Annotated in this window: 16 protein-coding genes; 5 read left to right on the forward strand and 11 right to left on the reverse strand. The window is 68.7% G+C overall.

The features are described 5' to 3' along the window. Nucleotides 1-8668, reverse strand: an 8668-nt coding sequence (locus AruCF_RS29165) for an autotransporter-associated beta strand repeat-containing protein (protein ID WP_174655158.1), incomplete at its 3' end; no start/stop codon positions are given. A gap of 662 nt (nucleotides 8669-9330) precedes the next feature. Beyond that, nucleotides 9331-10644, reverse strand: coding sequence for an ATP-binding protein (locus AruCF_RS14045; RefSeq protein ID WP_083036784.1), 1314 nt, complete (start codon nucleotides 10642-10644; stop codon nucleotides 9331-9333). Nucleotides 10645-10899: 255 nt separating this feature from the next. On the opposite strand from AruCF_RS14045, the gene chrA reads away from it, so the two are divergent. Then, nucleotides 10900-12159 (forward strand): chromate efflux transporter, encoded by a 1260-nt coding sequence (chrA, locus tag AruCF_RS14050; RefSeq protein WP_080977415.1) that lies wholly within the window; start codon nucleotides 10900-10902, stop codon nucleotides 12157-12159. A gap of 46 nt (nucleotides 12160-12205) precedes the next feature. Here the strand turns inward: chrA and AruCF_RS14055 are convergent, their stop codons facing one another. Both AruCF_RS14055 and AruCF_RS14060 read right to left on the reverse strand, forming a co-directional pair. Next, the gene (locus tag AruCF_RS14055) at nucleotides 12206-13000 is read right to left on the reverse strand and encodes an enoyl-CoA hydratase (protein ID WP_049073618.1); all 795 of its coding nucleotides are present in this window, start codon (nucleotides 12998-13000) and stop codon (nucleotides 12206-12208) included. An 88-nt stretch (nucleotides 13001-13088) separates the two neighbouring features. Further along, nucleotides 13089-13985, reverse strand: a complete 897-nt coding sequence (locus AruCF_RS14060; protein ID WP_083036790.1) for a LysR family transcriptional regulator — start codon at nucleotides 13983-13985, stop codon at nucleotides 13089-13091. 83 nt (nucleotides 13986-14068) lie between these two features. On the opposite strand from AruCF_RS14060, the gene AruCF_RS14065 reads away from it, so the two are divergent. Then, nucleotides 14069-14542: a DMT family transporter gene (locus AruCF_RS14065; RefSeq protein WP_049073621.1), complete on the forward strand. Its 474-nt coding sequence runs from the start codon at nucleotides 14069-14071 to the stop codon at nucleotides 14540-14542. Between the two features lie 34 nt (nucleotides 14543-14576). Here the strand turns inward: AruCF_RS14065 and AruCF_RS14070 are convergent, their stop codons facing one another. Beyond that, the gene (locus AruCF_RS14070) at nucleotides 14577-15782 is read right to left on the reverse strand and encodes a multidrug effflux MFS transporter (protein ID WP_049073623.1); all 1206 of its coding nucleotides are present in this window, start codon (nucleotides 15780-15782) and stop codon (nucleotides 14577-14579) included. A 101-nt stretch (nucleotides 15783-15883) separates the two neighbouring features. On the opposite strand from AruCF_RS14070, the gene AruCF_RS14075 reads away from it, so the two are divergent. After that, on the forward strand, nucleotides 15884-16216 hold the full coding sequence (locus AruCF_RS14075) for an Rdx family protein (protein ID WP_049077789.1): 333 nt from the start codon (nucleotides 15884-15886) through the stop codon (nucleotides 16214-16216). Between the two features lie 66 nt (nucleotides 16217-16282). Here the strand turns inward: AruCF_RS14075 and AruCF_RS14080 are convergent, their stop codons facing one another. The 4 genes from AruCF_RS14080 to AruCF_RS14095 form a co-directional block, all read right to left on the reverse strand. Beyond that, entirely contained in the window at nucleotides 16283-17812 is a 1530-nt protein-coding gene (locus AruCF_RS14080; RefSeq protein WP_049073624.1) for a tripartite tricarboxylate transporter permease, read from the reverse strand. A gap of 3 nt (nucleotides 17813-17815) precedes the next feature. Continuing rightward, entirely contained in the window at nucleotides 17816-18286 is a 471-nt protein-coding gene (locus AruCF_RS14085) for a tripartite tricarboxylate transporter TctB family protein (protein WP_049073626.1), read from the reverse strand. Nucleotides 18287-18657: 371 nt separating this feature from the next. Next, nucleotides 18658-19137 (reverse strand): nuclear transport factor 2 family protein, encoded by a 480-nt coding sequence (locus AruCF_RS14090; RefSeq protein WP_049073628.1) that lies wholly within the window; start codon nucleotides 19135-19137, stop codon nucleotides 18658-18660. Between the two features lie 42 nt (nucleotides 19138-19179). After that, entirely contained in the window at nucleotides 19180-19749 is a 570-nt protein-coding gene (locus tag AruCF_RS14095) for a TetR/AcrR family transcriptional regulator (protein WP_049073630.1), read from the reverse strand. 426 nt (nucleotides 19750-20175) lie between these two features. Here AruCF_RS14095 and AruCF_RS29170 point away from each other — a divergent pair, with 426 nt between their 5' ends. After that, on the forward strand, nucleotides 20176-20325 hold the full coding sequence (locus AruCF_RS29170) for a hypothetical protein (protein ID WP_156326874.1): 150 nt from the start codon (nucleotides 20176-20178) through the stop codon (nucleotides 20323-20325). A 72-nt stretch (nucleotides 20326-20397) separates the two neighbouring features. Here AruCF_RS29170 and AruCF_RS14100 read toward each other — a convergent pair whose 3' ends face one another. Further along, complete coding sequence (locus AruCF_RS14100) at nucleotides 20398-22161, reverse strand: GGDEF domain-containing protein (protein ID WP_083036792.1); 1764 nt, start codon at nucleotides 22159-22161, stop codon at nucleotides 20398-20400. A 232-nt stretch (nucleotides 22162-22393) separates the two neighbouring features. Continuing rightward, nucleotides 22394-22858: a redox-sensitive transcriptional activator SoxR gene (gene soxR / locus AruCF_RS14105; RefSeq protein ID WP_049073633.1), complete on the reverse strand. Its 465-nt coding sequence runs from the start codon at nucleotides 22856-22858 to the stop codon at nucleotides 22394-22396. A gap of 114 nt (nucleotides 22859-22972) precedes the next feature. Between soxR and AruCF_RS14110 the strand changes: the two genes are divergently transcribed. Continuing rightward, the gene (locus AruCF_RS14110) at nucleotides 22973-23395 is read left to right on the forward strand and encodes a DoxX family protein (protein ID WP_049073635.1); all 423 of its coding nucleotides are present in this window, start codon (nucleotides 22973-22975) and stop codon (nucleotides 23393-23395) included. The last annotated feature ends 6 nt before the right edge of the window (nucleotides 23396-23401 follow it).

Consider the following 23401-nt stretch of genomic DNA (forward strand, 5'->3'; position numbering starts at 1 on the left):
TCGTCAGCGTGCCGCTGCCCAGCGCGCCGTTGTTGCCCAGCGCCAGCGTGCCGCCGTTCAGCTGCACGCCGCCGCCGAAGCTGTTGGCGTTGCCCAGCGTCAGCGTGCTGGCGCCATTCTTGACCAGGCTGCCGGCGCCGCTGACGGCGCCCGCCAGGGTCAGGTCGTTGGAACCCGGCAAGGTCAGCGCGCCGTTGAGCACAACGGCGTTCTGCAGTTGCGTCGCCGCGCCGGCATCGAGCTGCGTGCCGTCGGCGGCGATCAGGCTGCCGGTGCCCAGCGCGGTGTTGCTGCCGACGGTGATCTGTCCGGCCGTCAGCTGCGTATTGCCCTGATAGCTGTTGTTGCCCGCCAGCGTCAGGATGCCGGTGCCGGTCTTGACCAGGCCGCCGGCGCCCGACAGGTTGCCGCCCAAGGTCAGGGCCTGGCTGCTCTGGACCGTCAGGTCGCCCTGCAGCACGGCATTGTTGGCCAGCGTCAGCGCGGTGTCGTTGGCCAGCGTGGTGCCGGCGGCGGCCGTCAGCGCGCCGGTGCCGAGCGCGGTGTTGTTGCCGACCTTGAGGGTGCCGGCCTGCAACTGGGTGCCGCCGACATAGGTGTTGGCGCCGTTCAGCACCAGGGTGCCCGCGCCGGTCTTGGTCAGCGTGCCGGCCGGGGCCGTGCCGGACACCACGCCGTTGACGGTGTAGACCGCGGCCGCATCGGCCACGTCGACGCCACCGGCCCCTTGCAGGGTCCAGGCGCGGCTCGTGGCGCCCGGCGCGGTGCCGGCGTAGCGCAGTGTGCCGCCGTCGAAGACGACGCCGTTGGCGGCGTTGCCCAGCTGGTTGTCGGCGCTGATCTGCAGCACGCCGCCTTCGAGGCGGGTGTTGCCGACATAGGTGTTGGCCTGGGTGAAGATCAGGGTGCCGGCATCGCGCTTGGCGATATCGACGCTGCCGCCCAGCACGGTGTCGAGCGTGGCGGTGGCGTTGGGCTCGACCCGCAGGGTCGCCACGCCGTCGCTGCCGGCCTGCGCGGTGAGGCCGCCGGCGCCGGTGACGATGTAGCCGTCGGTCGAGAACTGCAGGCCCTGGAACTGCTGGTTGGCGGCGACCGTGACGGTGCCGGCGTTGCCCTGGAACACGCCGAACTTGCCGCCCCAGGCCTCGGCCGCCAGCGTGGTGGCGTTGCGCCAGGTGGTACCCGCGGTGGTCCAGGCGCCATTGCCGCCTTGCCAGAACTGGATCTCGCCCGCGCTCGACTGGTTCAGCACGTTGATCTGGCCGGTGATGCCGGTCTGCAGGCTCAGGTTCGGCGATGCGCCGGTGCCCAGCGCCAGGCCGGCGGTGTTGCCGTTGCCGCTGTAGGTGACGATGCGATAGACGCCCACGCCGAAGCCGGGCGCCTGGGTAACGTTGACCTTGCCGTTGAGGGTGACATCGCCGTGCACGTTGACCAGGCTGCCAGAGTAGGGCGCGCCCAGCAGTGCGTCGATGCTGGAGCTGCCGTCGACCGTGAGCGAGCCGAGGGTCAGGCCGCCGGGGTTGGCGGAGCTGACCGACAGGCTGCCGCCATTGAGGATCGACACGTTGCCGCTGGCCGTGCCGCTGCCGGTCAGCGTCGAGCCGGCGCCATTGACGTTGACGTTGGCGTTGGCCAGCGAGCCGGTCAGGTTGACCGTGCCGCCGTTGATATTGAAGGCGCCGCTGTTGGTGCTGGCGCCGCCCAGCGTCAGGGTGCCGGTGCCGGTCTTGGTGATGTTGCCGGCGCCGGCCAGCACGCCGCCGAAGAGGCTGTCGCTGGCGCTGCCCAGCGAGACGTTGGCGTCGGCCTGCAGCACGCCGTTGCCGGTCAGGCTGGCGATGGATTCGGCGCCGGTCAGTTGCAGCGTGGCGCCGCTGTCGATGCGCACGCCCGAGGCCGAGCTGATGGCGTTGCCGCCCGCCGCGACCAGTGTGCCTTGCGCCACGCCGATGCCGCCGGACAGCGTGTTGCTGCCGCTCAGCGTCAGGCTGCCCGTGCCGGTCTTCTCCAGGTTGCCCGCGCCCGACAGCACATTGCCGAAGGTGCCATTGGCGTTCTGGTTGAAGGTCAGGGTGGTGTTGGCGGCGGTCGCGACGTTGCCGCGGATGCTGCCGCTGTCGCCGGTCAGGCCGCCCGCGTTGAGCTGGGTGTTGCCGGTATAGGTGTTGGCGCCCGTCAGGGTGAGTGTGCCGCTGCCTTGCTTGATCAGGCCGCCGGCGCCGCCGATGACGCCCGCCAGGGTCCAGTTGCCCGCGCCGGTGGCGGTCAGGGTGTTGTTGAGCGTGACGTTGTTGGCCAGCGTGACGCCGTCGGCGGCGGTCAGGTTGGCCGCCCCGCTGACCGTCAGGGCGCCGCTGCCCAGTGCGGTATTGCCGTTGGCGGCCAGCGTGCCGCTGGCCAGGGTGGTGCCGCCGGCGTAGTTGTTGGCGCCGGACAGCGTCAGGGTGCCGCTGCCGTTCATGACGAGGCCGTTGGCGCCGCTGACGGTGCCGCCCAGGGTGACGTCGTTGGCACCGCCCACGGTCAGGTTGCCGCCGTTGAGCGCGACGTTGTTGGCCAGCGTGACGGCCTGGGTGCTGGTCAGCGTCGAGGCGCCCGCCACGGTCAGCATGCCGCTGCCCAGGGCCTGGTCCGAGCCCACGCGCAAGCCGCCTTGCGCCAGCGTGACGCCGCCCTGGAAGGTGTTGGCGCCGCTCAGCGTCAGCGTGTTGGCGCCTTGCTTGACCAGCGATCCGCCGCCCGCGACGATGCCGCTCAGCGCCACGTCCTGGCCGCCGGAAACCGTCAACGCGCTGCCGTTGAGGGTCACGTTGTTGGCCAGCGTCACGCCGGTCAGCGCCTGCAGCGTGGCGGCGCCGTTGACCGTCAGGGCGCCGCTGCCCAGCGAGGTGTTGGCGCCGACCACCAGGGTGCCGCCGTTGACCTGGGTGCCGCCACCGAATGTGTTGGCGCCGGCCAGCGTCAGGGTGCCAGCGCCGCTGGCGTTCAGGCCGCCGGCGCCGCCGATCGCGCCGGCCAGGGTCAGGTCGTTGGTGAGATCCAGCGCCAGGCCCTGGTTCAGCGTCACGTTGTTGTTCAACGTGACGGCCTGGGTCGAGCCCAGCGTCGCCGCGCCGGTGACCGTCAGGTCGCCGCTGCCCAGCGCCGCGCCATTGCCGACCCGCAGGGCGCCGGCGGCCAGGGTGGTGCCGCCCTGGTAAGTGTTGGCGCCGTTCAACGTCAGGGTCGAAGTGCCGCTCTTGAGCAGCGAGCCGGCGCCATCGATGGTGCCGGACAAGGTCAGGTCGCGCGCGCCGTTGACGGTCAGCGCATTGTTCAGCGTCACATTGTTGGCCAGCGCGATGGCCGGGCCGCCGGCGGCGCCGGCCAGCGTGGCCGCGCCGTTGACTTGCAGCGCGCCCGAGCCCAGCGCCGTGCCGGACCCCACCACCAGGCTGCCGCCGTTCAGTTGCGTGCCGCCCTGGTAGGTGTTGGCGCCGGTCAGGGTCAGGCTGCGGCCGGCCGCGCCCGCGATCAGGCCGCCAGCGCCATCGATCACGCCGGACAAGATGGCGTCGTGCGTCTGCGCCAGCGTCAGGTTGGCGCCGCTGGCCACCGTGATGGCGTTGCCCAGCGTCAGATCGACGCCGCCATCGAGCGCGGCATTGCCATTGACGGCCAGCGGGCCCAGGCCCAGCGCCTGGTTGTTGCCCAGCAGCAGGGTGCCGCTGTTCAACTGGGTGCCGGCATGGGTGTTGATGCCGTTCAGCGTGAGCGTGCCGCTGCCCGATTTGATCAAGGTGCCGGCGCCGCCGAGGGCGCCGTTCAACGTCAGGTTGCCGCTGCCGCCCGTGGTCAGGTTGGCGCCCAGCGCCACGTTGTTGGCCAGGGCGACGCTGCCGTCGGACAGCAGGCTCGATGCCCCGGCGACGGTCAGCAGCCCCGTGCCCAGCGCGGTGTTGCTGCCGACGCGGATCGCGCCCGCGGACAGGGTGGTGCCGCCGGCATAGCTGTTGGCGCCATTGAGCGTCAGCGTGCCGTTGCCCTGTTTGGCCAGGGCGCCGGTGGTGCCGGCCACGATGCCGTTGAGCGTCAGGTCGTTCGAGCCCAGATGGGTCAGCGTGTTGCCGGCGCCGATGAAGACATCGTTGGCCAGCGTCACGGTGGCGGTGCTGTCCAGCGCGCCCGAGCCGTTGATGTTGAATGAACCGCTGCCCAGCGCGGTATTGTTGCCGACCGACACCGTGCCGGCCGCCAGCGTGACGCCGCCGATGGCGCTGTTGCTGCCGCCCAGCGCCAGGGTGCCGGCGCCCAGCTTGGTGACGCGGCCCGCGCCGGTCAGGGCCTGGTTCAGCGTGAAGACATTGCCGGCGTCGGCGATGTCGAAGCCGGCGCCCGCGCCGACGTCGATGGCGCGGCTGGTGCCGGTGTAGCCGGTGCCCGTCACGCGCAGCGTGCCGCCGGCAAAGCCGAGCGCGCCGCCCGCGTCGCCGAGGTTGTTATCGGCGCTGGCCTGGAGCACGCCCTCGCTGATCAACGTGCCGCCGGTATAGGTGTTGGCGCCGCCCAGCACCAGCGTGCCGAGGTCGCGCTTCTGCAATTGACCGGCGCCCTTGATGACGCTGTTGACGGTGCCGGTCATGGTCGGGTCGACGCGGAACGTATTCGGCCCCGGCGCCAGTTGCAGGCCGCCGCCGGTCAGGGTGTAGCCATCGGTGAAGAACTGCATGCCGGTCACGGCCTGGTCGCCGGTGAGGGCGACGTTGCCGCCGGCGGCGCCGCCGAACACGGCGTACTGGCCGCCCCAGGCCTGTGACAGGTTGCCCGACTGATCGGTCCAGTTGGTCTGGCCCCCCACCCAGGCGCCGCTGCCGCCGGCCAGCACGCCGTCGGCGGCGGTCTTGGCGCCGTTCCAGAACTGCACGTTGTTGCCGCCCGCGGCCACCACCAGGTTCACCTGCTGGTTCACCGCCGTCTGGATCTGCAGGTTGGCGGGCAGGGTGCCCGGCGGCAGGCTGCCCAGCGCCAGGCCATTGTTGGTCAGCGTGCCGGTATAGCCCAGCAGGCGATACACGCCGACGCCGAACCCGCCCTTGTCGGTCACGTTGAGATTGCCGTTGAGTGTCACGTTGCCATTGACCTGCACCAGCGCCTGCGGCGTGGGCGCGCCCAGCGACACATTGAATTGCGACCCGGAACTCATGTTCAGGCCGCCCAGCGTCAGCGTCTGGCCGGTGGTGCCCGTCAGCGCGCCGCCGGTGGCGATGTTGGCCACGCCGGTCACGCTGCCGGTGCCGCCCAGGCTTGCGCCCGCGCCCACGTTGACCTGCGAGCTGGCCAGCGAGCCGGTGACGCTCAGGCTGCCGCCGGCCACGTTGAACAGGCCGGTCTGCGTGTTCACGCCAGACAGCGTGAGCGCGCCGGTGCCGTTCTTGACGATATTGCCGGCGCCGCTGAGCACGCCGCCGAAGACGGAGTCGGCGTTGTTCTGCCCCATCTGCATGGTGGCACTGGCGCCCAGCGCCAGATTGCCTGCGCCGCTGAGCGAGCCGAACGTCTCGCTGTCGGTCAGCCGCAGCGTGGTGCCGGCCGCCAGATTGACGGCCAGGTTGTCGGCCAGCGCCTGTCCGCCGCGCGTTTCGACCGTGCCCGACAGCAGGTTCAGGCCGCCGGTGAAGGTGTTGCTGCCGTTCAGGATCAGGGTGGTGTTGTTGCCCAGCACGTCGACGCTGCCGCTGCCGCTGATGGCGCCGCTGTAAGTCGCGTTGGCGCCTTGCGCCAGCACCAGCTTGCTGTTGTTGAGCACGCTGGCGCCCAGGCTGCCGGTGCCCGCCTGCAGCACGCCGGCATTGATAGTGGTGTTGCCGAAACTGTTGGCGCCGGTCAGCGTCAGGGTGCCGGCGCCGTTCTTGATCAGATTGCCCGCGCCGTTGATGGCGCCGTACAGGCCGATGTTGTTGCCGCTGTCGACGGTCAGGTTGCCGTTGAGCGCGACAGTGTTGGTGAAGTTGCGATTGGCGGTGCTTTGCAGCGTGGCGTTGCCGCCGATGCTCAGCTGGCCGCTGCCCAGCGCCGTGTCGCTCGCGGCGATCAGGGTGCCCGCATTGAGCGTGACGCCGCCCGCGTGGCTGTTGTTGCCGGACAGGGTCAGGATGCCGTTGTCGTTCAGGGTCAGGCCGCCGGCGCCGCTGAGCGCGCCGGACAGCGTCAGCCCCTGGCTGCCGGTGTTCAGGCCGAGCCCCGCGCCCAGGCGGATGTTGTTGGCCACGCTCAGGCCGCCCGCGGCCAGCGTGGCCGCGCCTTGTACGTCCAGCAGGCCGGTGCCCAGCGCCTGGCCGTTGCCCAGCGTCAGCGTGCCGGCGTTCAGCAGCACGCCGCCGCTATGCGTGTTCTGGGTCGCCAGCGTCAGGTTGGCGCCGCCGTTTTTGATCAACTGGCCACTGCCCGAGAGGGCGCCGGCTAGTGTCAGGTCCTGCGAACCGCGCACCGACAGGTTGTCGTTCAGCACGAACTGGTTGCCCAGGCTGACGGCCGCGCCGGCGTCGAGCGCGGTGGCGCTCTGCACCACGGCGCTGCCGGTGCCCAGGGCATTGTTGGCGCCGGCCACGATGGCGCCGCCATTGAGCGTGGCGCCGCCGAAGGTGTTGCCGGCGTTGAGCGTCAGGGTGCCGCTGCCCGTCTTGACCAGCGAGCCGCCGGCGCCGGACAGGGCGCCATTGAGCGTCAGGTTGTTGCCGCCGGCGATGGTCAGCGCATTGCTCAAGGCGAACGTGTTGGAGAGCGCGATGTTGTTGGCCAGGCTCGACAGGGTCACCGCGCCATTGACGGTGACGCCGCCGCTGCCCAGGGCGGTGTTGCTGCCGACGTTCACGCTGCCGCCGCTGAGGGTGGCGCCGCCGCCGAACGTGTTGGCGCCATTGAGCGTCAGCGCGCCCGCGCCGCTCTTGACCAGCGAACCGCCGGCGCCGCTGAGCAGGCCGTTCAGGGTCAGGTCGCTGGCGCCGTTCAGTGTCAGCGTATTGTTCAGCACGATGGCGTTCTGCAGCGCCATCGAGGCGGTCGAGGCCAGGCTGGCGGCGCCATTCACGGTCAGCGCGCCGCTGCCGAGCGCGCTGTTGCTGCCGACGATCAGGCCGCCCGCGTTGATCTGGGTCGCGGCGTGGCTGTTGGCGCCGCTCAGGGTCAGTATGCCCGCGCCGTTCTTGACCAGCGTGCCGGCGCCGGTGAGGTTGCCCGTCAACGCCAGGTTGCCGGTATTGGCCAGGGCGAGCGTGCCGCCCAGGCCGATGTTGTTGCCGATGCTGGTGGCGCCCACGGCTTGCAGCGTGGCGGCGCCATAGATCGCCAGGTCGCCCAGGCCGAGCGCGGTATTGGTGCCCAGGACCAGTGTGCCGCCGCCCAGCCGCGTGCCGCCGGTGTGGGCGTTGGCGCCGTTGAGCGTCAGCGTGCCGGCGCCCGACTTGTCCAGGTAACCGGCGCCGCTGGTGGCGCCCGACAGTGTCAGGTCGTTGGCGCCCTGGATGCCCAGGCCGTTAACGCCGAGCGCGATCGCATTGCTCAGCGACAAGGCCTGCGTGCTGGCGATGGCGCCGCCGTTGGCGGTCAGCGTGCCGCTGCCGAAGGCGCCCGCGTTGTCGAAATTGACCAGGCCGCCATTCAGCGTGGCCTGCGCCGCCACCAGTGGGCCGCTGACGTTCCAGGTGCCGCCGTTGACGATCAGGTTGTTGAAGTTGATGTAGGTGGCGGAACTGGCGGTGCCGCTGCCGCTGACGCCGCTGGCGCCCGGGTTCTGCAGCACCAGCGTGTTGTTGCCGCCCAGGCCGCCGTCGACCAGGCCCAGCGCCGAGAAATTCAATGCCACGCTCGCGCCGAGTCCGTTCAGGCTGGCGCCCACGCCGATGCTGGTGGCGCCGCCCTGGCTGACGGACGAGCCGGTCACCGCGGTGAAGGTGTTGGTGCTGTTGACCCCCATGCTTACGCTGCCGTTGATGGTGCCGGCATTGGTGAAGGTGTTGCCGGAAACGGAGCGGCCCAGGCCGACGCGGCCGTTGATGACGGCGCCGGCCGCGTTGGTCACGGCGATCGGCGCGCCGCCATAGGCGACGAGCACGGGGCTGCTCAGCAGCGCGGTCAGGTCGGGCAGCAGGCCCGGACGGATCTCGATGAGGTTGGTATTGGTGATGTTGATGGTGCCGGTGGCGTCACTCATGGCCACCAGCGCGGCGCCGCCCACGCCGGTCAGGAGCGGCAGGCCCAGCACGGACAGGCCGGTGCCGCGCAGCAGCCCGCTGTTGTTGACGACCACCGAACCGCCGTTGGTGGTGTTGCCCAGCTGAGCGCCGGTCGCGCCCAGGCTGAGCAGTCCGCCCAGCCCCAGGCCCGGGTCGACGGTGCCCTGGTTGGTCAGGCTGGTGTTCTTGCCGCTCAAGGTGATCGACGGGCCGATGATGGCGGACGAGGACTGCCCGCTGGCGGTGACCAGCACCGAGGCGCCGTTCACACTGCTGTTGACGGTGTTGATGTTGGGAATCGGGAGCAGTACGACGGCGTCGTTGCACAGGATCGATGTGCCGGAGGTGGTACACGCCAACGTGGCGGGAACCGGGGCCAGCAGCAGAATCAGTGCCTGCCACGCGTAGTTGAGGGAAAAGGAAGAAAAGCCATGCCGGTGGCCAGGTTTCATCTCAGCTCCAGAAACACAATGGGCCTTTCCTGGAGCACCGGATCGCCAATCTGCCCGGTGCCTGGAAAAGGCGATTGCTGCACATCGGGAAGCGCGAGCGGCGGTGGTTTTATTGGGTGCCGCTTTTAAACCTGCAGTCAGTTTGAAAGGAATCTGACGAGATGATCTTTAAGAATTTTGCGTAAATAGTAACTGTTATTTACTGAAATTAGACTAATCCTCTCACGTTGAAACTTTCAAATAGATACTAAAATTACTTATGGCAAATATCATTGGAAATAATCATCGAGAAATGAGTTTCGCTCAAAAATGACAGGTTTTAGTACACTTGGATATTTTGTTTATTCCCTTAAAATCACCGAAAATGCGCCTATTTTTATTTAAAATCCGTCATTAAATATTATTTTCAGGGCGTGGGATTTTTGAAAATCTGATTTGACGCTGATCTTGAAGGTGGGCGGGAGTGATTCTTGCTGGCCGATTGGCGTCATTAGGAAGCCTTGGTGCCAAATAAATCGCAAATCTTTGAATAATCGCGCGGGGTAGCGTCGACGATTTTTCAGACGGCGCGAATGCAACAATTCCTGCGTATTGCAACGGCCGGGCGGCATTATAGGAACGGCGCGGATGCTATTCCGGTATGGCGCCATGCGCCGTGCGAATCAGTCCGCCGCGAGAGGGGAGGACATCCACCGCAATATGAAGCGCGCACCGCCCAATGGGCTTTCGCGCACCTCGATGGTGCCCTTGTGGCTGGCGGCGACGCGCTTGACGATGGCCAGGCCCAGGCCGGCGCCGCAGGTGCCGCGGTCGCGGCTTTCGTCGAGGCGGATGAAGGGTTCGAAAATGCGCTCGCGGTCAGCGGGCGCGACGCCGGGGCCATCGTCGTCGACGATCAGCTCGTAGCCGCCGGCGGGGCAGCTCGTCAGCGAAATCTCGATGCGCGCGCTGGCATAGCGCACGGCGTTCTGCACCAGGTTGAGCAGGGCCCGGCTCATGTAGCGCGGATGCAGCTGCACATGCGCCGGCAGGCCGTCGCGCACATGGCAATGCACGCCGCGCGCATCCGCCTGGTGGGCCACCTGCGCCAGCGCTTCGCCGAGCCAGTCGCGCACGTCCACGGTTTCCTGCTTGACGACGTCGTCGGCGGGGCGTTCCAGCCGCGCGTACACCAGCAGTTCGTCGACCATGGTTTCCAGCTCGTGGATATCGGTGCGCATGTCGTGCAGGATCTGCTCGCGCCGCGCCTGGAATTTTTCCTGGCCCAGCATGTCGACCTCGAACGACAGCCGCGCCAGCGGCGTGCGTAGTTCGTGCGAGACGGCGTTGGTCATGCTGCGCTGGTTTTCCACCAGGGCGGAAATGCGCTCGGCCATCTGGTTGAAACTCTCGCCGACGTGGCGGATGCCGGAGAAATGCGACAGTCGCGCCCGCACGCCGAGATCGCCCTGGCCCATGCGCAGCGTGGCGTTGCGCAAGGCGTCCAGGTCGCGCCACACGGGCAGCGCCCACAGCACCAGCAGCACCACCGCCAGCACCATGCTGAGCGCCAGCCAGGCGCCCCAGGTGATCCACTTTTCCAGCGTCGGTTCGCCGGGCAGGCGCATCTCCAGCCACTGCCGCGGCTCGCCGGGCAAGGGGGCCAGATAGGTGTTGTATTCATCGCGCATGATGAAGCCGCGCGTGGCCAGGTCCTGCTTTTCCTGCGCGGTGGCTTCGATCCGCTCCGGCGTAACCAGTTTCAGTTCCAGGCCGTAGTGGGGCCGCAGCGAGTCGCGGATGAAGGCCGCGCGGGACTCGGGTTCGATCGGATCCAGTTCCTTGTGCAGTGCGTACATCTGGCCGCGCACGGCCTGGTAGGACAGATCGGCGCTGACCGATTCGAGCAGATAACCCAGGCTGCGGTTGACCAGCTGGGAGGCGGCGATGTAGGCAATGGCGGCGACCACGAAGATTCGGATCGTGAACTTGAGCATGCTGGGATTCCTGTGGGCGCGTGGGCCGCACATCTGCCGTCCGGGCGCGCCGATCCACCGCGTGGGCTGCCGTATGCTACCGGGCAGGACCGTGGCGATCCGACGGTATTTGTATGGAAATTGTGAAAATTCATGCAGCATTTCAGCCGGCCCCGTCCGGCGGGGCGATTGAAACGCCGACGCCGCCCGGCTATAAGCTTGACTGATGGCGCTCCGGGATCCAGGGGCGCCGCCCGTTTTCGAGTGTCCCGTCCCATGCCGCAGCAACCGCCTTTCCACGATGAACATGTGGCCAGCAAACCGGCCGCCAGCGAGGCCGCGCCGGCCACGCGCAGTTCCTGTATGGAGGTGTTCCTGGCCTTCCTGCGGCTGGGGCTGACCGCGTTCGGCGGCCCGGTGGCGCACCTGGCTTACTTCCGCGAGGAATTCGTTGATCGCCGCCGCTGGCTCGACGACTACGCCTTTTCCGACCTGGTGGCGCTATGCCAGTTCCTGCCCGGCCCGGCCAGCAGTCAGGTCGGCATGGCGCTGGGGCTGAGGCGGGCGGGGTGGGCCGGCATGCTGGCCGCCTGGCTGGCGTTCACGCTGCCGTCGGCGGTGGCGATGATCCTGCTGGGATTGGGATTGGCGCGGTTCGGCGGGCTGGCGGCGATGCCGGCGGTGCATGGCCTGAAGGTGGCCGCGGTGGCGGTCATCGCCCAGGCGGTGTGGGGCATGGGGCGCTCGCTCTGTCCGGACCGGCCGCGCGCCGGGCTCGCCATCGTCGCCGCGCTGGTGACGGTGGCGCTGCCGACCACCTTGGGGCAGGTCGGCGCGATCCTGCTGGGCGCGGTGGCCGGCGCCGCGCTGCTGCAAGTGCCGCCGCGGCCCCTGCTGGCCAATCGGACGCAGGGCGCGTCGCGCGCCGCCGGCTATGCCTGCCTGGCGCTGTTCGGGCTGCTGCTGGCGGCGCTGCCGCTGTGGGCCCAGTTGTCGGGCACGCCGCTGGCGGCGCAACTGGCGGGCTTCTATCGCGCGGGCGCGCTGGTGTTCGGCGGCGGCCACGTGGTGCTGCCGCTGCTGGAAACGGCCGCGGTGGGCGGGGGCATGGTGCCCAGCGCGGATTTTCTCGCGGGCTATGGCGTCGCGCAGGCGCTGCCGGGGCCTTTGTTCACTTTTGCCGCCTTCCTTGGCGCGGCCTCGTCCGGCCCGCTGTCGGGCTGGGCCGGCGGCCTGCTCATGCTGGCGGCGGTCTTCCTGCCGGGCGCGCTGCTGGTGGCGGCGGCCCTGCCATTCTGGGAAAGCCTGCGGCGACGCCCCGGCGTGCGCAACATGGTGGCGGGCGTGAACGCGGCGGTGGTCGGCATCCTGCTGGCGGCGCTGTACGACCCGGTCTGGACCCAGGCGATATCGAGCAAGGCGGATTTCGCCCTGGCGCTGGCGCTGTTCGGCCTGCTGGTCTACGCGCGCTGGTCGCCGCTCTGGGTGGTGCTGGCCGCCGCGGCGGCCGGCTGGGGGCTGGGCTGGCTCGTTTGAGCCCGCCGCCGCGCGGCGACGTCGCGGGCGCGGTCATCGGCCCACGTCACCGGCGCCAGCGCGGCGCGCGCTTTTGCAGGAAGGCATCGATGCCCTCGGCGGCGTCTTCTTCCATCATGTTGCGCGCCATTACTTCAGCCGCATAGTCATAGGCCAACGCCTGCGGCATCTGGCGCTGGGCGTAGAACATGCGCTTGCCGTAGCGGATCGCGGCGGGACTCTTGGCCACGATGACCTCGACCAGCGCCCGCACGCGCGCGTCCAGTTCGCCGGCGGGCGCGACGTCGTTCAGCAGGCCCCAGTCGCGCGCCTGCGGCGCGTCGATGAAGCGGGCGGTGACCAGCATCTCGAAAGCGCGCTTGGCCGATATGTTGCGGCTGAGCGCCACGGCCGGGGTCGAGCAGAACAGGCCGGCGTTGATGCCGGACACGGCGAAACGCGCATCGTCGGCGGCCACCGCCAGGTCGCAACTGGCCACCAGTTGGCAGCCCGCCGCGGTGGCGATGCCGCGCACCTTGGCGATGACCGGCACCGGCAAGGCCTGCAGGCCCTGCATTACGCCGCCGCACTTGCGGAACAGCGCCAGGTAATAGTCGAACGACGGTTGGCTGCGCATCTCGCGCAGGTCGTGGCCCGCGCAGAAGGCGCGGCCGGCGGCTTCCAGCACCACGCAGCGCAGGGATGGCTCGCGCGCCAGGATGTCGATCTCGGCGCGCAGCGCGTCCAGCAGGCCTTCGGACAGGGCATTGAATTGCGCCGGACGGTTCAGCCGCAGCGTCGCGACGCCGTCGCTCAGGCTGCGCTCCAGTACAGGTTCGCGCGTTGTGGAATCGAGGGCCATGACATCTCCGTCAAAGGGGGGGCATGCCTCGATAGTAGGCCAATGCCGCGTCGGCGCGCAGGCCCGGCGCCGACGCGGCAAGCGCCGATCAGGCCAGCACCTGGCTCAACAGGCCGCGCAACCACCCCAGGCCCGCGTCGCCATCGGCGCGTTCGTGCCAGATCATTTCGAACGCCAGCGGCGCGATGGGGAAGGGCACCGGCGCCACGGCCACGCCCGGCGGCGCGGGGTCGAGCGTGCGCCGCGCCACCGTCAACACCAGGTCGGTGCCCGCCAGTGCCGCCGGCGCCGCCGTCCAATGCGGCAGGCGCAGCGCGACGCGGCGCGCATGGCCCAGCCGCGCCAGCGCGGCATCCACTTCCGCCGCGCGCTGGTCCTGGCTGGCGGCCACCAGCACGTGCGGCCGCGCCAGATAGCCGTCGAGCGTGGCGGGCACGCCCTGGCCCGCGTCGGCGGCGCAGACGAATCCCTCATGGAACAGCACGGCGCGGCGGATATCGGCCGGGGTTTCGCCGAACACCGCCAGCGCCAGATCGAGCTGGCCGTCGGCCACGCCGGCGATCATGCCGCTGCGGCTGGCATAGCTGATCTCCAGGTCGATGCCGGGCGCGTCGCGCCGCAGGCATCGCATCAACGGCGGCAGCGCCACGCTGGCGCCGTAGTCGGACATCGCCAGCCGGAAGACGCGCCGGCTGGCCCCCGGCTCGAACACCGCGCCCGCCAGCAGGCGGCGCACCTGCGCCAACACCTCGCGCAGCGGCGCCTCCAGCGCCAGCGCATGCGGCGTGGGCCGCAGGCCGCCGCGGGTGCGATGGAACAGCGGATCCTCCAGCAACAACCGCAGGCGCGCCAGCGCGTGACTCATGGCCGGCTGGCTCATGGGCAGCCGGGCGGCCGCGCGAGTCAGGTGGCGCTCATGCAGCAAGGCATCCAGCACCACGAGCAGATTCAGGTCGATGGCCCGTAGGTTATTCGTTGGCCGCATGTTCAATAGACAAAAATCGAATTGGATTCAATGGATTATGAATAAGAGAATAACGCCAATCCTTCTTGAATCGGAGCCGCACCATGAATTCCTCGACCTTCTACGCTGTTCCCGCCGCCATCCTGGCTGGCGCGCTGGTGCCGATCCAGGCCGGCGCGAATGCCGCCCTGGGGCGGAACCTGGGCCATCCGCTGTGGGCCACCATGGCCTCGCTGGCGATCAGCGCCATCGCGGCCATGGCAGTGATGGCCGTGCTGCGCGTGCCGGCGCCCAGCTTCGCCGAGATCGGGCGGCTGCCGTGGTGGGGCTGGACCGGCGGGCTGGCGGGCGTGTTCTACATCACGGCAGCGCTGATGCTGGCGCCGCGCTTGGGCGCGGGCGCCTTCCTGGCGGCGGTGATCGCCGGCCAGATGCTGGCGGCGTTGCTGCTGGACCGCTATGCGCTGGTGGGCTTCAGCGCTAGCGCGCTCAATCCCGGCCGCCTGGCGGGCGCGGCGCTGATTGCCGGCGGCGCGCTGTTGATGCACCTGTCGAGCGCGCCGCGGGCGGCGGCCTGAACCACGCCAGGCGGCGCGGGCCGGGCGCGGGCGCTCAGTGCGAAGACGCGGCGACGCGCCGGCCCATGACGCCCGACAGGCACAGCAGCGGCCCCACGATCACCACGCCGATCAGGCCCATGGCGGCTTGGGGCGCCACGCCCTGGTCCAGCAGCGCGGTGGCAATGACGGCCGAACCGCTCATCTGGAACAGCCCGTAGACCGCGGCGGCGGTGCCGGCGCGCTCGGCGAAGGGTTCCAGCGCCAGGCTCAACGCCGAGCCCAGCGCCAGCGAAAAGCCGACCGTCAGCACCGCCACCGGCAGCATGAAGATCCACGCGGCCGCGGGCGCCCAGCACCAGGCGGCCAGGTGCATCAGCGCGGCCGCCAGCAGCGCCATCATGCCGACCCGCAGCATGGCATAGCGGCCGAAGCGCGCAATGAACACCGGCGCCAGGAAGAACGCCGCGATGTTGATGGCGGCGTTGCCGCCAAACCAGGCGGAAAACCCCAGCTCCGAATAGCCGAGCTGCTGCACCAGCACCACCGGCGCGGCCGACACGAACACCAGGATCATGGCCATGCCGGCCATGCCGAAAATGGCGAAGTAAAGGAAGCGGCCGCTGGCCGCAATGGGCGTGTAGCGGCGCAGGCTGTACAGGGGCGTGCCGCGCGCCGGCGCGGCCTCGCGGGTTTCGGTGAAACGCCACGCCAGCAACGCGGCCAGCGCCAGTGCGAACAGCACCATGAAGACGAAGGTGCTGCGCCAGCCGGCATGCACCGCCAGCGCGCCGCCCAGCATCGGCGCCAGGGCTGGCACCGTGCACAACGCGCCGTTCAGATAGCTGTAGACACGCGCCCCGACCGCCGGGCTGAAACGGTCGCGCACCGCCGCGAAGGCCACCAGCGACGCCGAGCACGCGCCCAGGCCCTGGATTACGCGGGCCGCGTAGAACAGCTCCAGCGTATTGGCCGCGGCGCCCAGCGCCGACCCGGCCAGGTAGGCCAGCGCGCCGCCCAGCGCCACCGGCCGGCGGCCGTAGCGGTCGGCCAGCGGGCCGATCAGGATCTGGCCGACGCCGACCGAGAAGATGAAGAGGGTGATGCTGGCCTGCAGCGCGCTGATCGGCTGGCCGAAGCCGGCCGCCATGGCGGGCAGCGAAGGCAGGTAGATGTCGATGCCCATCGGTGTCAGGGTGACCAGGCCCATCAGGAGGCCGATCAGCCACCGTTGGCTTCGCGCGGGTAATGCAGACTTCATTGGCGGACTCAGGGCGCACCGCGCGCCCGGGAAAACCTGACATTATCCACGACTGGCGACACGCGCCGCGCGTACCCGGCTGGCGTAGAATGATCCGCGCCATGCAGACCGCCACCCCGCCCGCCGCCCATCGTCCCCGCATCGTCATCCTTTATTGCACGCAGTGCCAATGGCTGCTGCGCGCCGGCTGGATGGCGCAGGAGCTGCTGTCCACGTTCTCCACCGACCTGGGCGAGGTGGTGCTGCAGCCCGGCACCGGCGGCATCTTCCAGATCACCTATGACGGCGAGCTGGTATGGGACCGCAAGCGCGACGGCGGCTTTCCGGAAGCCAAGGTGCTCAAGCAGCGGGTGCGCGACCGGCTCGATCCGGGCCGGCCGCTGGGCCATATCGACGGCCATCGCGCGGCGCCGGGCACCCCCTCCGACGCGTAGGCGGGCATCGGGCGCGCCACGAAAAACAGCCGCCCGCGGGCGGCTGTCCATGGCGCCCGGCGCGGATCAGGCCGCCGAACGGGATTGCTGCAAGGCCGCCCGCGCCTTGTGCTTGTGGCGCACGGCCGACACCAGCAGCAACGCGATCAGCATCACGCAGGCCAGCACGAAGCCCAGGCTGATCGGCCGCGTCACGAAGATCGACAGGTCGCCGCGCGACAACAGCAGGGCGCGGCGGAAGTTCTCTTCCACCATCGGCCCGAGCACGAAGCCCAGCAGCAGCGGCGCCGGTTCGAAGCGCAACCGGATCAGCGCATAGCCCGCCGCCCCGAACAAGGTCACCATGCCGACGTCGAACAGGTTGTTGTTGGTGCTGTAGACGCCGACGCAGACGAAGAACAGCGCCGCCGGGAACAGGTAGCGGAACGGCACCGTCAACAGCCGCACCCACATGCCGATCAGCGGCAGGTTCAGCAGCAACAGCAGCACGTTGCCGACCCAGAAGCTGGCGATCAGCCCCCAGAACATGTCGGCGTGCTCGACCATCATCTGCGGACCGGGCTGGATGCCGTGGATGATCAGCGCGCCCAGCATCAGCGCCATCACCGGGTCGCCCGGAATGCCCAGGCTCATGGTGGGGATGAAGCTGGTCTGGGTCGAGGCGCTGGTGGCGGCCTCGGGGCCGGCGATGCCCTCGATGGCGCCGCGGCCGAAGCGGCGCGGCTCGCGCGCCACTTTCTTTTCCACCGCGTACGAAATGAACGAGGCGATGGTCGGGCCGGTGCCCGGCAGGATGCCGAAGGCCGCGCCGATGGCGGTGCCGCGCACCAGGGCGCCGCGCGACTGCTTGATGTCGCCGGCCTCGGGCCGCATCGATTTCATGCTGACCTTGGTGCTGGTGACCTTGGCGTCGCCGCCGATCTGGTTGATGTTCTTGAGGAAGTCGGCCACGCCGAACAGGCCCATGGCCAGCGCCACGATCTGCAGGCCGTCGCTCAGTTCGAGGATGCCGAAGTGAAAGCGCATGGTGCCGGTGTTGACGTCGGTGCCGATCACGCCCAGCAGCAGGCCGACCACCACCATCGCCACGCCCTTGATCGCCGAGCCCTTGGCCAGCGTGGCGCCGGCCAGCAGGCCCAGCATCATCATCGAGAAATATTCGGCCGGGCCGAACTTGAAGGCCACGTCGACCAGCAGCGGCGAGAACAGGATCATCGCCAGGATGCCGACGGACGCGCCGCAGAACGACGAGAACATCAGCATGAACAGCGCCGAGCCGGCCTTGCCGTTGCGCGCCAGCGGATTACCGTCCAGGCAGGCCACGGCGTGCGAAGCGGTGCCCGGCAGGTTCAGCATGATCGAGGTGATGCCGCCGCCGTATTGCGAGCCGTAGTAGATGCCCGACAGCATCACCAGCGCGGCGGTCGGGGTCATGGTGTAGGTCAGCGGCAGCAGGATCGAGATGGCGGCCAGCACGCCCATGCCCGGCAGCACGCCGATCAGGTTGCCCATGAACACGCCGAACACAGCCCACAGCAGGTTGTCGAGCGCGAAAGCGACCGAGAAGCCATGCATCAGGTTATTGAGAATTTCCATCGATCAACCCCAGCGGAACAGCGGAAACTGCAGCTGCAGCGCCCACGAGAAGACGGCGATGCCGAGAATGGTCACGCCCACGGCCAACAGGGCGGCGCTGCGCACGGTGTGCTGGCGGTCGCCCATGGCCGCGATGAAGACCAGTGCGAACGTGGCGGGCACCAGACCGCCGTACTTGCCCAGCAGGATGAAGGCCATCAGGCCGCCGATGATGCAGCCCCAGCCGCGCCATTCAGGCGGGGGGATGTCTTCGGCTTCCTCTTCCACGTCCGGCGCGGAAAAAGCCGTGCGCGCGATGATCAGGCCCAGCAGGACCAGCAGCACGCCGAGAATGGCGGGGAACATGCCCGGCCCCATGCGGGCCAGGCTGCCGATGTTGTAAGTGGATGCCTGCGCGATGGCGCCCAGGCCGAGCACGATCATCGTGCCCGCGGCCCACGCCTCGCGCTTGATGACGCTGCGTTTGGATTGCATTGGATTCATTCCTCCCTTTGTTGTGGCTTTCATTCGAACTGACTTCTGTCTGAATAAAAGCTGACATTCCAATGAATGCGGGAGTCTAAGAATCCAAACTTCCGATCACCTTTCATGAAGGCGAAAAAATCCCGTCGCGAGACGGAGCGCCCGGGGAAGAGGGCGGGAAATCCCTAAGCAGAATCGCGCATGAAAACCTCCCGCGAAAGACCGATATGCAGCTTGCGAGGCTTTCATTGCGCCACACCATGGGCCACGTTCCGCCATCCTCCTTGTGGCCACATTACGCGGCGCACGGTTACGCCATCGGCGACGGGGACGACGGCATCAAGCGCGTGACGCTGCCCTGACGCCGCGCGGGCCGGCGGAGCCTACAGGCCCAGATCCGACAGGCCGGGATGGTCGTCCGGCCGGCGCCCCAGCGGCCAGCGGAACTTGCGTTCGGCTTCCAGGATCGGCAGGTCATTGATGCAGGCATGCCGCTGGGTCATCAGGCCGTCCTCGCCGAATTCCCAGTTCTCGTTGCCATACGAGCGGAACCAGTTGCCGGAATCATCGTGCCATTCGTAGGCATAGCGCACCGCGATGCGGTTGCCGCCAAAGGCCCATAGTTCCTTGATCAGCCGGTACTCCAGTTCCCTGGCCCACTTGCGGGCCAGGAAGTCGCGCGCCTCGTCGCGGTTGCGGACGAACTCGGCGCGATTGCGCCAGCGCGTGTCCAGGCTGTAGGCCAGCGCGACCTTGTCGGGGTCGCGGCTGTTCCAGCCGTCCTCGGCCAGGCGGACCTTCTGCACCGCGCTGGCGTGCGTGAACGGAGGAAGAGGAGGGCGGGTGGCGGGGGTCGATGTCATCGCGGATGCCTCGTTGGTGGGGGAAGAAAAGGGACGCGCGCCTTACCTCAGCAAGATCGCGGCGGCCCGCCGCGCGCTGTCAGCGATGGCGGGATCGCGCGCCACCAGCGCCACGGCGATGGCGCCGTCGATCAGCACCAGCCACTGGTCGGCGGCATCGTCAGGGTCCGGCAGCGCGGCGGCGCGCGTCAGCGTGCGCACGTAGTCCAGCAGGCGCGCCTTGTGTTCGCGCGAGACAGCCAGCACCGGGCTGGCCTCGTCGCCGATCTCGCCGGCGGCGTTGAGAAAAGCGCAGCCGCGGAAATCGTCGGACGCGAACCACTCGCGCAGGGCGTCGAACATGGACAGCAGGCGCGCGCGGGGTTCGGCCGCGCGCGAAGTCGCCGCGACGAACCATTGCATCCAGCGTTCGTCGCGCGCCCGCAGGGCGGCGGCCACCAGCGCGTCTTTGTTCGGGTAGAACTGATACACGCGCTTGCGCGCCACGCCCGAGGTCTTGACGATGAGATCCATTCCGGTGGCGTGGATGCCGCCGGCGTAGATCAGGTTTTCGGTGGTCCGCAGCAGGCGCTGGCGCACGTCGTCGGCGGAAGGGAGCGTCGGGGAGGGCATGGAGAATGATCGTTCTATATGATGAATGGAGGCATGCTAGAACGATCGTTCTCGGGTGTCAATCCTTTACGCGTAGGATCGACCGGCGCGCGATCCGGCGATGAACGCGGCCGCCGCCCCCTTCGCCTGCACCATCCGGATACATAACCAGCCTTCAAATTGCTTGCAATATCGTCCAATTAGGACTAAAATGATTTCTTCGTCGCGCAACAATCTGGCATTTTTTACCGCGCCCCGCATGCAGCCCCGTGCTGCACCGCCGATTGGCGGCACGCCGCCGCACCCCATGCCCGACGTCCCAGGGCAACGCCCCTGGCGCCCGTTCCTGATGCTTTTCCCGCATTTCCGCCGGCATCCCGGGCGCGCTGGTTACCCGAGTCGTGCGCCTGCGCGGGGCAGGCCCACACCGCACACAGGAGTACGCACATGTCCCAACCGATCAGCAAGAAGACGCGCTTCGAGATTCCGCCGCTGAACTGGAAGGCACCCGACACCCGTCCGGATCCTGAAACCACATCGCATCCGGCGCCTGCCGAACCGGCGCAGGAACGCAGCGCAGCCAGTGTTCCCGCCTGACCCGCGCCAACCCGAAGCACGAACGCCGCATCGATCAACGATGCGGCGTTTTTTTATGGGCCTCGGCCAGTTTCAAGTGATATCGCCGAGCACCACGCGGTTCTTGCCTTCGGTCTTGGCGCGGTACAGCAGCTCGTCGGCGCGCCGGAACAGGGTGTCGGCCGCCGCGGCGTGGTGCCATGCCACACAGGCGACGCCGAAGCTGGCCGTCAACGCGAACACCGTGCCGTCTTCGGCCGCCACCCTGGCCTGGGCGATGCGCACACGCATGCGCTCGGCCATCTCGATCGCGTGGCCGGATGTCGGCGCGTGGCAGAGCACCGCGAATTCCTCGCCGCCGACACGGGCCGCCACATCGCCGCGGCGCCAGGTCTGGCGGCACAGATCCGCCACGATCTTCAGCGCCGCATCGCCGCTGGCATGGCCGTAGGTGTCGTTGATGCCCTTGAAATCATCGATATCGAACAGGATGAACGCCAGCACGGCGTGCTCGCCGCGCCACTGTGCCAGCGTCTGCTCGAAGCGATTCTCGAAGGCGCGGCGGTTGAGCAGGCCGGTCAGGAAGTCGGTCTCGGCCATGACCGCCAGGTCGACGATCAGGCGGTCGCGTTCCCGTTCGACCTGACGGCGCGCCGCGGCATTGTCCTTGAGCACGCTCAATGCCGTGAACATGCCGTCGACTTCGCCGCGGTACTTGCCCACCGGAATGGATGCGACTTGCGCGCCGTCGGCGATGGCGCCGATGATGCGGGTGGCCTGCACGAACGGCCGGATCACGCGCCGCCGGAATTGTCGCAGCGCCAGCATCAGCGCGGCCGCCAGCGCGGCGGCCGCGAACAGGGTGGTGAGCAGCAGGCGGATCGCCTCGGCGCGATGCGCGTGAATGCGTTGTTCCATTTCGTCCAGCATCAGATCGCGGAACTGGGTGATGGCCTGCATCAGCGGCACATAGGTCGCCGCCAGCTCGGCCGCCGTGACATCGGCCCCTTCCGGCCGCCGCGCGGCGGTGTCGCGCACCCGCTCCAGATAGCGCAGCGCTTCGCCGAAATACAGGGTTCGCATCTCCGAATAGAGCTGCGAGGCGCGCAGATCCGGCCTTGGGGCCAGCCGCGCGTCCAGCAGGTCGCGCAACTGGTCGATGCGGCCCAGCACGCGCTCCATGCGGAACTGATCCGCTTCGGTCAGGCGCCGCTGCTTGGCCAGCGCGGGCGTGAAGGTCGAACCCAGCAGGCCGGCCTGTTCGCGCAGGTCGCTGGCCAGCAGCGCCGGCGTCAGCAGCTGGGGCGCGTCAAGCTCGTGTTGCATCACCACGCCGACACTGTCGGCCATGGCCATCTGCAGTTCGGGCACCAGCGCCACCATGCCGTCGACCACGTCGAGCACGTGCTGGCCCGACATCTCGGCGCGCGGCGACGCGATCAGGGCATCGGCATCTTCGCGCGCCTTGAGCAGGGCGTAGCGGATGCGCTGGATGTTGGTGAATTCCCGGGCGCTGTCCGGGCGCAGCGGGGCGCGATAGAGGGCCAGCAGGTCGGCGATGCGGGTGTCGCTGCGCTCGCGCGCCGCCTGCAGCGCATCGCGCAGGCGCTGGCTGACGGGATGGTCGGCGCCCAGCGCGGCGTTCATCGGACCGCGTTCGGCCGAGACCATTTCCATGGCGATGACCGTGGCCCGCACCACCTTGAACGCCTGCAGGGCGTCGGAGGTGGCGACGTAGGCGGCGCGGCTCTGGATAAGCAGGATCGCGGTCAGGACCGACATCGGCAGCAATACGCCGGCCGCCAGTATCAGGAAATAGCGCTCGAGCGACTTAATCGAAAATCTACTGCACAGCATACGGGTGAACCGGCCTGATGCGATGTGTCTGTGCGCGCAGGATACTGTAATTACAGGGCCTGAAACCCGGCCGGGACGCCTGCGTGTGCTTATCTTCGCGGCGTCCGCAACACTATTGCAATCGAACACAAGCGGTTGCGCAACTAACCGAAATTAATGCGCTTTATCTCCGATCCGGTCGCGCCAGGCCGCGCGGGCGAGGCCGCGCCGGGCGCCACCGCCGGCCGGCGCGCTAGGGACGTTCCAGGATGCGTGGACCCGGCCCATCGCGGCCCAGCACGTCGTCGGGATTGCGTAACGGACAGTCCCGCAGCGACAGGCAGCCGCAACCGATGCAGCTGTCCAGCTCATCGCGCAGCCGGGTCAGCTTGCGGATGCGTTCGTCCAGGTTGGCGCGCCACTGCGATGACAGCGCTTTCCATTGCGCCGGAGTGAGCTTGTGGCTGTCCTGCGGAAAGCGGGCCATGGCCTCGCGGATCTCTTCCAGCGGAATGCCGGTGCGTTGCGCCACCTTGATGATGGCGATGTAGCGCAGCACGATGCCGGGAAAGCGCCGCTGGTTGCCGTCACTGCGCGAGCTGTGGATCAGCCCCTTGGACTCATAGAAGTGGATCGTGGAAACCGGCACGCCGCTGCGCCGCGCCACTTCGCCCACGGTCATGACGCGGGTGATATCGATCGGCTTGTCCGCCGTCATGGTGTTGACCTCAAGTTAGGTTGAGGTTTTATAGTCCGTCGCGCCCCATTTGGCAACCCGGAGCACTATCCCGAACGGCTCGGGCGGGCGCGTCCGCCTATCAGGAACACACGCATGCAGACACCGCAGTTCATCGAATCGCTATTGGGGAGCAGCTGGCTCTGGTTCATCGCCCGGCTGTGCCTGGCGACGCTTTTTCTGTCATCCGGCGCCGCCAAGCTGATCGATTTTTCTGGCGGCATGGCCGAAATGCGCGCCGCCGGCCTGCACCCGGCGTGGCTGTTCAATAGCGCGGTGGCCGTGTTGATGCTGGCCGGCGCGGCGCTGATCCTCGCCGACCGCGCCATGTGGCTGGCGGCGGCCGCGCTGGGCCTGTTCCTGCTGCTGACCATTGTGATCGTGCACGCCTTCTGGCAACTGCCCGGCACCCAGGGCAGGCTGGCGCTGTTCTTTGCCCTGGAGCACGTGGCCGTGATCGGCGGCCTGCTGGCGGCGGCCGTGGCCAGCCACTACCGCGCGCTGCTGACCTCGCCGTAGCGGCGC

The sequence above is a fragment of the Achromobacter ruhlandii genome (assembly GCF_002082135.1).
Classification (GTDB): Bacteria; Pseudomonadota; Gammaproteobacteria; order Burkholderiales; family Burkholderiaceae_B; genus Achromobacter; species Achromobacter ruhlandii.